The organism is Kitasatospora sp. NPDC059827, from assembly GCF_042731675.1.
In the GTDB taxonomy this organism is placed as follows: domain Bacteria; phylum Actinomycetota; class Actinomycetes; order Streptomycetales; family Streptomycetaceae; genus Kitasatospora.
Map to the genome: position 1 here is coordinate 52,652 of NZ_JBHWIV010000018.1, position 14,115 is coordinate 66,766.

The 14,115-nt window shown below is 74.4% G+C and carries 13 protein-coding genes; 12 read left to right on the top strand and 1 reads right to left on the bottom strand.

The features are described from left to right. The 5 genes from ACFV8H_RS14335 to ACFV8H_RS14355 all read left to right on the top strand — a co-directional run bounded on the left by ACFV8H_RS14335 (window position 1) and on the right by ACFV8H_RS14355 (window position 3,398). A complete protein-coding gene (locus ACFV8H_RS14335) occupies window positions 1-1,023 on the top strand; it encodes a type II secretion system F family protein (protein WP_380399527.1) in 1,023 nt (340 codons plus the stop codon). 299 nt (window positions 1,024-1,322) lie between these two features. Beyond that, on the top strand, window positions 1,323-1,892 hold the full coding sequence (locus ACFV8H_RS14340; protein ID WP_380399529.1) for a type II secretion system F family protein: 570 nt from the start codon (window positions 1,323-1,325) through the stop codon (window positions 1,890-1,892). Window positions 1,893-1,967: 75 nt separating this feature from the next. Continuing rightward, entirely contained in the window at window positions 1,968-2,240 is a 273-nt protein-coding gene (locus ACFV8H_RS14345; protein WP_375887585.1) for a DUF4244 domain-containing protein, read from the top strand. After that, window positions 2,230-2,742: a TadE family type IV pilus minor pilin gene (locus tag ACFV8H_RS14350; protein ID WP_380399531.1), complete on the top strand. Its 513-nt coding sequence runs from the start codon at window positions 2,230-2,232 to the stop codon at window positions 2,740-2,742. Before ACFV8H_RS14345 ends, ACFV8H_RS14350 begins: the two co-directional genes overlap by 11 nt. 86 nt (window positions 2,743-2,828) lie before the next feature. Next, window positions 2,829-3,398 (top strand): Rv3654c family TadE-like protein, encoded by a 570-nt coding sequence (locus ACFV8H_RS14355; protein WP_380399533.1) that lies wholly within the window; start codon window positions 2,829-2,831, stop codon window positions 3,396-3,398. On the opposite strand, the gene ACFV8H_RS14360 is transcribed toward ACFV8H_RS14355, so the two are convergent. Next, window positions 3,393-5,792, bottom strand: a complete 2,400-nt coding sequence (locus ACFV8H_RS14360; RefSeq protein WP_380399535.1) for a DEAD/DEAH box helicase — start codon at window positions 5,790-5,792, stop codon at window positions 3,393-3,395. The two genes, ACFV8H_RS14355 and ACFV8H_RS14360, sit on opposite strands and share 6 nt — an antisense overlap. Before the next feature lie 230 nt (window positions 5,793-6,022). Between ACFV8H_RS14360 and bldG the strand changes: the two genes are divergently transcribed. The 7 genes from bldG to topA all read left to right on the top strand — a co-directional run bounded on the left by bldG (window position 6,023) and on the right by topA (window position 14,102). Beyond that, window positions 6,023-6,364, top strand: a complete 342-nt coding sequence (gene bldG, locus ACFV8H_RS14365; RefSeq protein ID WP_188305076.1) for an anti-sigma factor antagonist BldG — start codon at window positions 6,023-6,025, stop codon at window positions 6,362-6,364. 156 nt (window positions 6,365-6,520) lie between these two features. Further along, entirely contained in the window at window positions 6,521-6,940 is a 420-nt protein-coding gene (locus tag ACFV8H_RS14370) for an ATP-binding protein (protein ID WP_380399536.1), read from the top strand. A gap of 177 nt (window positions 6,941-7,117) precedes the next feature. Further along, entirely contained in the window at window positions 7,118-7,486 is a 369-nt protein-coding gene (locus ACFV8H_RS14375; RefSeq protein WP_375887574.1) for a cyclophilin-like fold protein, read from the top strand. A gap of 165 nt (window positions 7,487-7,651) precedes the next feature. After that, window positions 7,652-8,428, top strand: coding sequence for a small secreted protein (locus ACFV8H_RS14380; RefSeq protein WP_380399538.1), 777 nt, complete (start codon window positions 7,652-7,654; stop codon window positions 8,426-8,428). A 184-nt stretch (window positions 8,429-8,612) separates the two neighbouring features. After that, a complete protein-coding gene (locus tag ACFV8H_RS14385) occupies window positions 8,613-10,145 on the top strand; it encodes a methyltransferase (protein ID WP_380399540.1) in 1,533 nt (510 codons plus the stop codon). Window positions 10,146-10,361: 216 nt separating this feature from the next. Beyond that, window positions 10,362-10,838 (top strand): DUF3592 domain-containing protein, encoded by a 477-nt coding sequence (locus ACFV8H_RS14390; RefSeq protein WP_380399542.1) that lies wholly within the window; start codon window positions 10,362-10,364, stop codon window positions 10,836-10,838. 393 nt (window positions 10,839-11,231) lie between these two features. Then, window positions 11,232-14,102: a type I DNA topoisomerase gene (topA, locus tag ACFV8H_RS14395; protein WP_380399544.1), complete on the top strand. Its 2,871-nt coding sequence runs from the start codon at window positions 11,232-11,234 to the stop codon at window positions 14,100-14,102. The last annotated feature ends 13 nt before the right edge of the window (window positions 14,103-14,115 follow it).

Below are 14,115 nucleotides of genomic sequence, written 5' to 3' on the forward strand. Positions count from 1 at the left end.
ATGACGCAGGTCCAACCGGCGCTCTGCTGGGTGACGTTGCTGTGCCTGCTGGCCGCCGTCGGATGGCGGGCGGTCCAGGAGCAGCTACCCGGTGGGCGGCGCTCCAGGCTGGTGCTGGCGGGCAGCGGGCCCCCGGTGTACGGGCCCCCGGTCCACGGGCCGCAGCCGGAGGAGGTGGGCCGGGTGCGGGGTCGGCCGCCTGGGCTGCTGGCGCCCGAACTGCTGGCGCTGCCGGTGGGCTTGGTCGTCGGCCAGGCGACCGCCTCGCCCGTGCCGGTGCTCGCGGGAGTGCTGGCCGTCCTCCCCCTGAGGAGGTGGCGGCTGCGGCGGCGACGGGAGGCCGAGGCCGGGCGGCGGGCCGCCGCGGTGGTGGAGCTGTGTGCCGCACTGGCCGGGGAGTTGCGCAGTGGTGCGACCCCGGAGCAGGCGCTGCACCTGGTCACGGCTCGGCTGGCCGCGGACCCGGACGGGCTGCGCCGGCTCGGCGCGGAGCCGGTGGCCCGGTTGGCGGCGGGGCGCTACGGCGGGGACGTCCCCGCTGCGCTCCAGCTGCTCGCCGAACTGCCCGGCGGCAGCGGGGCGGCAGCGATCGCGGCCTGCTGGCGGGTGGCCTCCGACGGCGGGTCGGGGCTGGCCGCCGCGCTGGACCGGGTCGCGGAGGCGCTGCGCGGTGAGCGGGCCTTGACCGAGGAGATCGCGGGGGAGCTGGCCGGACCGCGCGCGACGATCGCGGTCCTGGCCGCCCTGCCGGGCGCGGGGCTGCTCCTGGGCGGAGCGCTCGGGGCCCGTCCGGTGGAGGTCCTGCTGCACACCCCGGCCGGACTCGGCTGTCTGGGGGCGGGGGCGGTGCTGGAGGGCCTGGGGGTGCTCTGGACGGCCCGGATCGTCCGGTCGGCGGCCCAGGGCGCGTTGGAGGCTCCCTGGGGCGTGGGGAGCCGTCCTGGGGTGACGGGCCTGCCTCAGCGCGGCGGTGGGCGGCGAGGGGGCTCGTGGGCGCTCGATGTCGGAGCGGGGGCGGGGTGATGCGACTGGGCGGGTGGGTTGCGGCCGGGTGGGTGCCGGCTGGGCTCTCGGTGACGGCCGGGCTTTCGGTGACGGCCGTGGCGGTATCGGCGGCTGCGGCCGGGGTGGCCCGGCACGGGGCGGGGCGCAGCGCCGGACGGAGGGCGTTCGCCTGGCAGCGGGAACGGGAGGAGGTGCGGAGTCGAACCAGGCCCGGGTGCACCGGTGTTGGGCGCACTGATCTCGGGCGCACCGATGTTGGGCACAGCGGTGTTGGACCCCGGCGGCGACTGGCGACGGCGGTCGTCGCGGGGCTGGCGGTGGCGGCGCTGATCGGTGGTGGCCCCGGTGCGGTGGCCGGGGTGCTGGCAGCGGTGGGCGTGCACTGGTGGTCGGCCCGGGCCAGGTCGCCGACGGATCGCCGGGCGATGCTGGAGGAGCAGTTGCTGCTCAGGCAACTTCCCCTGGGCGCCGAGCTGTTGGCGGCCTGCCTCGGAGCGGCGGCGCTGCCCTCGGCGGCGGTGGCGGCGGTGGGGCGGAGCGTGGGCGCACCGCTGGGGCCGAGGCTGGTCGTGATCGGGGCCGAGCTGGTCCTGGGCGCACCGCCGGAGCTCTGCTGGACCAGGTTGGGCGCACAGCACCCGGCGCTGGCGCCGCTGGCGCGGTGCCTGGTCCGGACGAGCCTCGGTGGAGCTCCCGCGACCGGTCCGTTGGTCGAACTGGCCCGGGAGCAGCGGACCGCCGCCGCCCGGGCGGCCCACATCAGGGTCCGCCGGGCCGCGGTGCTCGCCACCGCGCCGCTCGGGCTCTGCTTCCTGCCGGCCTTCGTCCTGATCGGAGTGGTGCCGGTGGTGATCGGCCTGACCAGCCGTTTCGGGTGGGCGATGTGAGTGGGTGTCGGGTCCGGGCCCTTCGGGCCGGGACCCGCGAGAGGGACCGGTAAGTATCCAGAACAGGAGAGATCGATGACTGCAGTTTTCGCGACCAGGCCCAGCATCGGGCGTCCGTTCCAGCACCTGCCGGGAGCGTGGCGGCGGAAGAGCCGCGGGGTCGCCGGCCGGGTGCGCAGGGTGGCGCGGTACCGGGGGCGTTCGGACGCCGGGATGACCACGGCTGAGTACGCCGTCGGCACGCTGGGTGCGTGCGCCCTCGCGGCCGGGCTGTACAAGGTGGTCACCAGCGCGGCCATCACCGGTGCGCTGACCGAGACGCTGGAACGGGCGCTCCGTGCGACGTAGCGCCCGACCGCGACCCGGCCGGTCGAACCGGGCCGTACGGGCCGTACGGGCCGTACGGAGGCCGTGGCAGGGGTCCTGGCGGGGGCGGCGCGGGGACGCCGGCTTCGTCACGGCGGAGACGGCGGTGCTGCTGCCCGCGCTCGTCCTGCTCGCGGCGATGCTGATCTGGGGCGTGCTCGCGGCCGCGGCGCAGATCACCTGCGTGGACGCGGCCCGGATCGGCGCCAGGGCGGCCGCCCGGGGCGAGGCGGACGCCGCCGGACTCGCCCGTGCGGCGGCTCCGCCGGGAGCGCGGGTCCGGGTGGCGGTCGCGGCGGACACGGTACGAGTCGACGTGGACGCCCCGTGCGCGGCGCCGGGGAGGCTGGCTGGGCTGCTCGCCGTCCGGGTCGGTGCGATGGCGGTGGCCGCCCGGGAGGACGTGCTGGGCAGCACTGCGGAAGGAACGGAAGGAGCGGAAGGGACCGTGGGAGGAGGAGGTGGAGGTGGATGGCCCGCCTGACGGCTCGACAGGTGACCCGGAGGGCTGCCAGGTCGGCCGACTGCCGTGCGGTTGGCCGTCGGTGGGCGGTGGAGTGGCTGGAGCGGTTGGCGCGGGTCCGTAGCGCTCGGGCGGCGGTACCGGGCAGGTGCGGGTACGGGGCGGACACGGGCTCGGCGACGGTCTGGCTGCTCGCCCTGGCGATGCTGGGGACGGCGGTCTTCGCGGCGACGGTCGCGGTCGGCACGGTGGTGGCCGCCCGGCACCGGGCCGAGTCGGCAGCCGACCTGGCGGCCCTCGCGGCCGCGGACCTGCTGCTGCTGGACCCGGACGGCGGCTGCGCCCGGGCCGTCGGGATCGCGGCGGCGCAGGGTGCCGCGGTGGTGTCCTGCGCGGTGGACCGCTCCGCGGACGCCGTCGAGGTGGTGGCCGAGGTGCCGGTCGGTGGGCTTCCGCGGCGGCTGCCGGTCGGTCCGGCGCGGGCGAGGTCGCGGGCCGGACCGGTGCGGGCCCCGGCCACCGCGGCCGAGGACGGCCTCGGTGCGGCGCTGGGCGGCCCTGGCGGTCCTGGCGGTCCCGGGACCTCGGGCGGGACCCCGAGCGCCGCGCCCACGGCCCCGGGCCCGTTGCCGACCCCCGGCGCGCCCACGGCCCCGGGTGGGGCGGTGGCCTCATGAAGCGGCCGGTGCTCCGCCGTCCGGGTCCGCTGCGGGCCCTACCGCCGGGCCTGCCGCGGGGGCCGCCGCTGCGGCCGCCCCGGGCGCTCCGGCCAGCAGGACGTCCAGCAGCCGGACGGCGGCCGTCTTGTCCAGCGGGTCGTTCCCGTTGCCGCACTTGGGTGACTGGACGCAGGACGGGCAGCCGCGCTCGCACTCGCAGGAGGCGATCGCCGCGCGGGTGGCGGTGAGCCACTCGACGGCGCGCTGGAAGCCGCGTTCGGCGAAGCCGGCCCCGCCCGGGTGGCCGTCGTAGACGAACACCGTGGGCAGCCCGGTGTCGGGGTGCAGCGGGACGGAGACGCCGCCGATGTCCCACCGGTCGCAGGTGGCGAACAGCGGCAGCAGCCCGATCGAGGCGTGCTCGGCGGCGTGGGCGGCGCCGGGCAACCGGTCGAGCGGCAGGTCCGCGTCGAGCAGTTGGTCCTCGGTGACGGACCACCAGACGGCGCGGGTGCGCAGGGTGCGGGGCGGGAGGTCGAGCTTGCTCTCGCCCATGATCTCCCCGGTGGAGATCCGCTTCCGGAGGTAGCCGACCACCTGGTTGACCACCTCCACCGAGCCGAAGCTGAGCCGCCCCTCGCCCCAGTGGACAGTGGTGTCGGTGTCGAGGACGGAGATGGAGGTGATGTCACGGGCGGCCGTGGTGTACGGCGGGTCGGCCGGTTCGACCAGGGCGACCGAGTCCTCCAGGTCGAGCTCCCGGACCAGGTACGTACGGCCCTGGTGGAGGTGGACGGCCCCGGTGTGGACGGTGGTGTGGGCGGCCGCGGCGTCCACGGTGCCGAGCAGCCGGCCGGTGTCGGCCTCGACGATCTGCACCGGGCTGCCGCCGCTGCCCCGCAGGTCGACGGCGTCGGCGGCGCGCTCCCGGCGGGTCCAGTACCAGGAGCCGTCGGTGCGCCGGCGCAGCAGGCCGCGCCGTTCCAGTACCGGCAGCAGCGGTGCGGTGGAGGGCCCGAACAGCTCCAGGTCGGCGTCGGTGAGCGGGAGTTCGGCGGCGGCCGCGCACAGGTGCGGGGCGAGTACGTGCGGGTTGTCGGGGTCGAGCACGGTGGCCTCGACGGGTGTCGCGAACAGCGCCTCCGGGTGGTGCACCAGGTAGGTGTCCAGCGGGTCGTCGCGGGCGATCAGGATGGCCAGCGCGCCCTGGGCCTCCCGGCCCGCCCGGCCGGCCTGCTGCCAGAGCGAGGCCCGGGTGCCGGGGTAACCGGCCATCAGGACGGCGTCGAGGCCGGAGATGTCGACGCCGAGTTCGAGGGCGGAGGTGGAGGCGAGTCCGAGCAGTCGGCCGGAGTGGAGGTCGCGCTCCAGGGCCCGGCGTTCGTCGGCGAGGTAGCCGCCGCGGTAGGCGGCCACCCGGTCGGCGAGCGGTCGGCCGAGCTGGTCCTGGGTCTGCAGGGCGACGAGTTCGGCGGCCCGCCGGGAGCGGACGAACACGACCGTCCGGGTCTGCCGTTCGACCAGGTCGGTCAGCAGGTGCGCGGCCTCGGCGGTGGCGGTGCGGCGCACCGGGGCGCCGTGCTCCCCGACGTTCTCGGTCAGCGGCGGCTCCCAGAGGCCGAAGACCATCGGACCGCGCGGCGAGGCGTCCTCGGTGACGGCGACCGCGGGCAGACCGGTCAGTCGGTGGGCGGTGACGGCCGGGTCGGCGGTGGTGGCGGAGGCGAGCAGGAAGGTGGGTGACGAACCGTAACGGGCGCAGAGGCGGCGCAGCCGCCGCAGCACCTGGGCGACGTGCGAGCCGAACACGCCCCGGTAGCTGTGGCACTCGTCGACGACCACGTAGCGCAGCGCCTTGAGGAAGGAGGCCCAGCGGGCGTGCGCGGGGAGGATGCCCCGGTGCAGCATGTCCGGGTTGGTGAGCACGTAGGAGGCGTACTGGCGGACCCACTCGCGCTCCTCGGGGGGCGTGTCGCCGTCGTACAGGGCGGCCCGGACCCGCGGCGGGGCGAGTTCGGCGGCGCGGCGGCGCTGGTCGGCGGCGAGCGCCTTGGTCGGGGCCAGGTAGAGCGCGGTGGCGCCGCGGCCGTTGCGGGCCTCGGTGCCCTCCAGCAGGTCGCTGAGGACCGGTGCCAGGTAGCCCAGCGACTTGCCCGAGGCGGTGCCTGTGGCGATCACCACAGTCTGGCCGCTTTTGGCCAGGTTCATCGCTTCTGCCTGGTGCGCCCAGGGCTGTTGCACCCCGGCGTCCGCCGCGGCGGCGACGATCTCCGGTCGGATCGAGTCGGGCCACGGTGAATAACGCGCAGGCCGGGCGGGAAGGTGCTCCGTATGGGTGAGCCGGTCGGCCCGCCCCCGACTGGTGGACAGGGTCGTGAGCAGTGCCTCGGGCAGGCTGTGTCGGGGCGGCATGAGGACCCAGTGTGTCACCGGCGTGACGGAGAATCGTCGTAAGCCATCGTGCGGTCATGGTCGCAGGTGGTTGAATGTGGCCGTGACGGCCGTATGGCCGTGGGTCGCAGCGCTGAGGCTCGCCACGCGTTGGCTTGTTGGCTTGGCGCGCCCGGGCTCGCGACCATGCGGTGGCGGCCGTCCGGCCGAGGATCGCACATGACGTAGCAAGGCAAGGTGCTGGAGGTTCCGTGGACCTGTCCCTGTCGACCCGTGCAGTCGGCGATCGTACGGTCGTCGAGGTTGGCGGCGAGATCGATGTGTACACCGCCCCGAAGCTGCGGGAGCAGCTGGTCGAGCTCGTCAACGACGGCAAGTACCACCTCGTCGTCGACATGGAGGGCGTCGACTTCCTCGACTCGACCGGCCTCGGCGTGCTCGTGGGCGGTCTGAAGCGGGTGCGTGCCCACGAGGGCTCGCTGCGCCTGGTGTGCAACCAGGAGCGCATTCTCAAGATCTTCCGGATCACCGGTCTGACGAAGGTCTTCCCGATCCACACTTCGGTGGACGACGCGGTCGCCGCGACCGACTGACGCGTCCGGGCCGGCCCCTGTGGTCGGCCCGCCCGTTCCACGCGTTCGGGGCGCGGGGGCCTGTGCGGCCCCCGTTTCCCGGGCGTCTCAGGGCCGGTCCAGCCGGTTCGCGGGGCCGCACTGTCGGCCCCGGTCGGAGTACCCCGAGGGGGAGAGATGGCAACCGTCGAACTTCGATTCAGCGCGCTTCCCGAGCACGTGCGGACGGCCAGGCTGGTCGCCGCGGCCGTCGCCAGACGGGCCGGGGTCGACGAGTCGGTGCTCGACGAGGTACGGCTCGCGGTCGGTGAGGCGTGCTCCCGTGCGGTCGGTCTGCACCAGCGCGGTGGGATCGGTGGCACGGTGCGGGTCGCGTTGACCGACCAGGAGAAGCGTTTCCTCATCGAGGTCGAGGACGAGGCGGGCCCCGCCGCGGTCCCGTCCGCCGGTGCCGCCGAGGGCGGCGACCCGGACGAGGACACCCTGGGCCTCGCCGTGATCACCGGTCTGGTCGAGGACCTGGAGGTCACCAACGGCGCCGACGGCGGCGTGATCCGGATGAGTTGGCCGGTTTCGGTGCCCTCCGTCGCGGTCTGACGTCACCCGGGTGTGCCTGCGGGTGCCCACGCTTCGGATGCCCACGCCCCGGATACCTACGTTCCGGACGCCCACGTTCCGGACGCCCGTTGACAAGGTGCGCGGCCCGGCGGTTCGCTGCTTCCGGCACGACCGGGTCCGGTCATCGACCGGACCTCGTCGCGGAAGAGGAAGCACATGCGGATCCGCATCCTGTGGCCGGCCGGGCAGGCCACCGCCACGCTGGCGGCCACCCCCACCACCGAAGCGCTCTGGGCCGAGCTGCCGATCAGTTCCACGGCCTCCACCTGGGGCGAGGAGGTCTACTTCGGCACGCCCGTGAGCGTGCCGCGTGAGGACGGTGCCCGGCAGGTGGTCGAGCCGGGGACGGTCGCGTACTGGACCGACGGCGACAGCCTCGCGCTGCCGTACGGACCGACCCCGATCTCGCACGACGGCGAGTGCCGACTGGCCGGCCCCTGCAACGTCCTCGGCCTGCTGGACGGCGACGCCCGGGTGCTGAGCACCGTGCGGCCGGGCGATCCGATCCGGGTCGAGCGGGCCTGAGCGTCGGGGAGGGGGCGGGGGCCGGGGTTTGGGGCCGGGCGCCGTGCGTGGGGCGGGAGTTCGGGGCCGGGAGGGGCGGGAGCCGGGCAGCCGGGAACCGGACGGTCGGTGACGGCCGTGTAGGTTCGACGACCGAAGACGACCGAAACCGAAAGGCTCCTCCCGGTGAACAAGCGACTGCTGGCCGTACCCGCCCTCGGCGTGCTGCTCGCGTTCGGCGCCGTCGGCTGCGGCGGCGACGACAACAGCAAGCAGCTGGACTCCTGGGCGTCGAACGTCTGCGGCGCGGCCAAGGACCCGATCGCCCAGGCGCAGGTCGCGCTCGCCGACACCGCCCAGGTGAAGACCGGCGAGTCCCCGACCGACCTGCGGAAGCGGTTGTCGGCGGACATCGGGCGACTGGGCAAGACCAACCAGGACATCGCGGCCGCGATCGACGCGGCCGGTGCGCCCAAGGTGGACAACGGCGCCGCGCTGCAGAAGGACACCGTCGACGAGTTGAAGAAGGCGGCCGACGGCTACCTGGACGTCCAGAAGAAGCTGGACGCCCTGGCCATCGACGACCAGGCGAAGTTCGCGGACGGGCTGAACAGCGTCGGCGACCAGCTGCGCCGGCTGTCCTCGCTGTCCACCCAGGCGCAGAGCAAGCTGGGCAGCGGCGACCTCGGCAAGGCGATGGCCAAGCAGGAGGGGTGCAAGCCCTCCCAGGCCACCCCGGGCGCCGGGGCGAGCGGCAGTGCCGGTGGCTCCACGGCCACCCCCGGCGCGGGCGGCAGCCCGAGCGCCGGTGCCACCCCCTCGGCGGGTGCCCCCAGCGGCAGCCCCGCGCCGGGCGGGACGGACAGCGCGAGCCCGGCGGCCACCCCCTCGGCGGGCGCCACGACCCCGGCGGCCCCGGCTTCGTCCTCGGCCCCGGCCACGCCGGCACCCAGCGCGAGCTGAGCCGAGGCCCCGTCCGGCGTCCGGCCCGAGGCTCCGCCCGGCCTCCGGAGGCCCTGCCCGACGTCCCGGTGCGCCCGGTGGGGCGCTCCGGCCGTCGGCGGGGGCGTGGGGTCGGACCTGCGCTCCCGGTGGGGTCGGCGGGCCGGTGGGGCCGGGGCGGGGTGAGGCGGGGGACAATGGCGGGGTGATCAGTAGCCCCGTTCTCGACCCGACCCGCCTGGCCAAGCTGCGCGAGGCGCTGCTGGCCGCCTCGTTCACCGCCGATGGGTGCCTGGACCTCCTGGGGCCCACCGGCTACGCGGCGTTGGCCCGTAGTGAGGCCGTCCCGGCGCTGCGCGCGACGCGGGGCGGCAGCCCGCTGGAGACGCTGGTGCGGCTCTTCCTGCTGCAGCAGCCGGTGCCGTACCGGGCGGCCGCCGCCGCGCTGCCGGTGGAGGACTGCCTGGCGGACGGCTGGCTGCGCCCGGACGGGGACCTGGTGCGCGCCACCGTGGACGTCCGGCCGTACGCCAACGAGGTTTCCGGGATGCCCAGTTCGGACGCCTGGGTGGTGTCCGACCTGGGGTGCGCGGTCGGTGGCGCGGGCGGGATCGGCTCCGGTGAGACCGCGCACGGGGTGGCCCGCAAGGACCTGGTGCTGGGGGTCGGCGGGGCGTCCACCACGCTGGCCAACATCACCGTGCGACGCCCCGTCCGGGCGGCGCTGGACCTCGGTTCGGGCTCCGGCGTGCAGGCGCTGCACGCGGCCCGGCACGCCGGGAGCGTCACCGCCACCGACCTCAACCCGCGTGCCCTGCGGTTCACCGAACTGACCCTGGCGCTGTCCGGGTTCGACGACACCGAGGTGTTCACCGGCAGCCTCTTCGAGCCGGTCGGGGAGCGGAAGTTCGACCTGATCGTCTCCAACCCGCCGTTCGTGATCTCGCCCGGCGGCCGGTTCACCTACCGTGACGGCGGCATGGCCGGGGACGACCTCTGCCGCAGCCTGGTGCGGTCGGCCGCCGAGCACCTGGAGCCGGGCGGCTACTGCCAGTTGCTCGCCAACTGGCAGCACGTCAGGGGCGAGGACTGGCAGGAGCGGCTGGCCGGCTGGGTGGCGGGCACCGGACTGGACGCCTGGGTGGTCCAGCGCGAGGTCCAGGACGTGGCCCAGTACGCCGAGTTGTGGCTGCGCGACGGCGGTGACCACCGCGGCCCGGGCGGCGACTACCAGGCCCGGTACGGCGAGTGGCTGGACGCCTTCGAGGCGGGCCGGGTCGAGGGCATCGGGATGGGCTGGATCACCCTGCGGGCGGGCGGCGCCGAGCGTCCGACCGTGCGGGTGGAGGAGTGGCCGCACCCGGTGGAGCAGCCGCTCGGTCCGCACATCGACGAGTGGTTCGACCGGCAGGACTTCCTGCGCTCGCACGACGACGCGGGCCTGCTCGCGGCCCGCTACGTGCTGGCCGACGAGGTGGTCCAGGAGCAGGTCGGCGCGCCGGGGGCGGAGGACCCGGAGCACGTGGTGCTGCGGCACAACCGGGGCATGCGGCGGGCCACCAAGGTGGACACGGTCGGCGCCGGGTTCGTCGGGGTGTGCGACGGCACGCTGTCGGCGGGAGAGATCGTGGACGCCATCGCGCACCTGCTGGGCGAGGACCGGGTGGTGCTGCGGGACCGGGTGCCGGAGTCGCTCCGGCTGCTGACCGAGCAGGGGTTCATCGACCCGGTGCGGTGAGGTCCGGTGCGGTGCCGTGCCGTGCCGTGTGGCGTGGTGCCGTGCCGTGCCGTAGTCCGGCCCCGTTCGGTAGAACGCCGCCCCGGCACCTTCCGGTTCACCCTCCCGTACCCCCTGGTTCGTCCGGTGGCCCCCGTCCGGCTGCCCGCCGTTGGTCGGGTGCTGTGAGGCTCTGTCCACAGGCTGTGGACAGAGTTGGGGAGCCGGGGGCCAGGGGTGGACACGACGACGGCGACCGTCGGCGGGCTGGTGCTCGCCCTCTTCGGTGGCGCGCTGCTGCTCTGGTGCGCCGCCGAAGTGCGCCTTCGCCACCGGGTGCGCCGCTCGGGGGTTCCGGTGGTGGCGACGGTCGTCGCCGAGAGGGACGTGCACGGCCAGCTGGACAGCGCGCCGCTGCTCTCCTTCTCCGTGCCGCCGGCGGTCGGCGGGGCCGGGTCGGGCTCCGGCTCCGGTTCCGGCCGGATCGCGGAACTCGTGCTCACCCGGCCGCGCGGGCACACCCCGCTGCGCCGTCCGGAGCGGTTCGCGCCCGGAGCCCCGGTGCGGATCTGCTACGACCCGGACCGCCCCCGCCGGGCGGTGCTGGCGGCCGGGGAGATCGGCCGGGCGGCGGTCGTCGACCTGCTCTGGTGCGCCCTGGGGGTGGCGTGCCTGGGGGCGGGAGCCGGGCTGCTGGCGGCGATCGGCCGCTGAGGGGGCGAGCAGCCCCTCGGTCGGTCGGCAGAGTCCGTCGGCCGTCGTTCGGCGGCCGGGTCCGGCGCGATCCGGAGAGCGCCATACCGCATGCGCGCCGATTCTCCGTTGACAGATCTTGAAATCCGTCATTCCATCCTCCGGAACCTGCCGAAGCCCCCCTCCACGGGGCGCGAACCTCCGTCATCGGGTTACCGTTCGAGTGGCGTCGGTGAGCGCGGCAAGCGAAACAGCGGGATCCGTCCGTTTGACAAGGGTGGCCGGGGTACGGTCACACTCCGCTGGTGGGGTGTCGTGCAGTGGCGACCCCGGGACGGTGGAGGGGTCGGGCGGAGCGCAGCCCGTGCTGCCAGCGCCGACCAGCCACATAAGGACCGGGAGAGAAGAGCGAAGGTGTCCCCGAGCAGCGAGACCGCGCACGGACAGCGACTCGTCATTGTCGAGTCGCCGGCCAAGGCGAAGACGATCAAGGGCTACCTGGGCCCCGGCTACATCGTCGAGGCGAGCGTCGGGCACATCCGCGACCTGCCCAGCACCGCGGCCGAGGTGCCGGACAAGTACACCGGCGAGGTGCGCCGCCTCGGAGTGGACGTCGATCACGACTTCGCCCCGATCTACGTGGTCAACGCGGACAAGAAGTCCCAGGTCAGCAAGTTGAAGTCGCTCCTGGCGGAGTCCGACGAACTCTTCCTGGCCACCGATGAGGACCGCGAGGGCGAGGCCATCGCGTGGCACCTCCAGCAGGTCCTCAAGCCCAAGGTGCCGGTGCACCGGATGGTGTTCCACGAGATCACCAAGACGGCGATCCAGGAGGCCGTGGCCAACCCGCGCGAGCTGAACCAGCGCCTGGTCGACGCCCAGGAGACCCGCCGCATCCTCGACCGCCTCTACGGCTTCGAGGTCTCGCCGGTGCTGTGGAAGAAGGTCATGCCGAAGCTGTCGGCGGGCCGGGTGCAGTCCGTGGCGACCCGTCTGGTGGTCGAGCGCGAGCGTGAGCGGATGGCCTTCCACACCGCCTCGTACTGGGACCTGGTCGGCACCTTCGGCACCGGCCGCACCCCGGCCGACGCCGCCAACCCGGAGACCTTCGGCGCCCGGCTGGCCTCGGTCGACGGCAAGCGGATCGCCAGCGGCCGTGACTTCGGTTCGGACGGCCGGCTCAAGGCCGGCAGCACCAACACCCTGCACCTGGACGAGCAGGCCGCGCGTCAGCTGGCCGCCGCCCTGGAGCAGACCGCGTTCAGCGTCCGCAGCGTCGAGTCCAAGCCGTACCGCCGCTCGCCGTACGCGCCGTTCCGCACCACCACGCTCCAGCAGGAGGCCAGCCGCAAGCTGGGCTTCGGTGCCAAGCGGACCATGCAGGTGGCCCAGAAGCTGTACGAGAACGGCTTCATCACCTACATGCGCACCGACTCGACCACGCTGTCGGAGACGGCCGTCACCGCCGCCCGCGCGCAGGTCACCCAGCTGTACGGTGCCGACTACCTGCCGGACGCCCCGCGCACCTACGCCAGCAAGGTCAAGAACGCCCAGGAGGCGCACGAGGCCGTCCGCCCCTCCGGCGACCGCTTCCGCACCCCCGCCGAGACCGGTCTGAGCGGCGACGACTTCCGGCTGTACGAGCTGATCTGGATGCGCACCGTCGCCTCCCAGATGAAGGACGCGGTCGGCCAGTCCGTCACCGTCCGGGTCGGTGGCGCCTCCGCCGACGGGCGGGACGTCGAGTTCTCCGCCTCCGGCAAGATCATCACCTTCCACGGCTTCCTCAAGGCCTACGTCGAGGGCGCCGACGACCCGAACGCCGAGCTCGACGACCGCGAGCGCCGGCTGCCGCAGGTCGCCCAGGGCGACCCGCTGGCCGCCGAGCGGATCACCCCGGAGGGCCACGCCACCAAGCCGCCGGCCCGCTACACCGAGGCCTCGCTGGTCAAGGAGCTGGAGGACCGCGAGATCGGCCGCCCCTCCACCTACGCGTCGATCATCGACACGATCATCCAGCGCCGGTACGTGTTCAAGAAGGGCACGGCGCTCGTCCCGTCCTTCCTCTCCTTCGCCGTGGTCAACCTGCTGGAGAAGCACTTCGGCCGGCTGGTCGACTACGACTTCACCGCGAGGATGGAGGACGACCTCGACCGGATCGCCGCCGGTGAGGCGAAGTCCGTGCCGTGGCTCAAGCGCTTCTACTTCGGTGAGGGCGAGGGCGCGGCCGGCGGTGCCGCCGAGGCCGGCAACGGCGACGGCGACCACCTGGGCGGCTTGAAGGAACTGGTCACCGACCTCGGCGCGATCGACGCCCGGGAGATCAGCTCGTTCCGGATCAGCGACAACATCACCCTGCGGGTCGGCCGCTACGGCCCGTACGTCGAGCGCGCCTCCGCCGTCGAGGGCGAGCCCGGCCAGCGCGCCGACATCCCGGACGAGCTGCCGCCGGACGAGCTGACCGTCGAGCTGGCCGAGGAGCTGCTGGCCAAGCCCAGCGGCGACTTCGAGCTCGGCCCGGACCCGGTCAGCGGCAACATGCTGGTCGCCAAGGACGGCCGCTACGGCCCGTACGTGACCGAGATCCTGCCCGAGGGCACGCCCAAGACCGGCAAGAACGCCGTCAAGCCGCGCACCGCCTCGCTGTTCAAGACGATGGCGCTGGACACCGTCACCCTGGAGGACGCGCTGCGGCTGCTCTCGCTGCCGCGCGTGGTCGGCACCGACGCCGAGGGCGCCGAGATCACCGCGCAGAACGGCCGCTACGGCCCGTACCTCAAGCGCGGCACCGACTCGCGCTCGCTCACCAGCGAGGACCAGCTCTTCACCATCACCCTCGACGAGGCGCTGGCGATCTACGCCCAGCCCAAGCAGCGCGGTCGCGCCGCGGCCGCCCCGCCGCTCAAGGAGCTGGGCACCGACCCGGTCTCCGAGCGCCCGGTGGTGGTCAAGGACGGCCGCTTCGGCCCGTACGTGACCGACGGCGAGACCAACGCCACGCTGCGCAAGGACGACGAGGTCGAGACCATCACGCCGGAGCGCGGCTACGAGCTGCTCGCCGAGAAGCGGGCGCGCGGGCCGGTGAAGAAGGTGGCGAAGAAGGCCCCGGCGAAGAAGGCCGCGGCCAAGAAGACGACCACGGCCAAGGCGACGGCGACCAAGACCGCCGCCAAGAAGACGGCGGCGAAGAAGACCACCACCACCACCACCAAGACGGCGGCGGCGAAGAAGACGGCCGCGAAGAAGACCGCGGCCGCCAAGACCACCGCCACCGACGAGGGCTGATCCGACGAGGCTG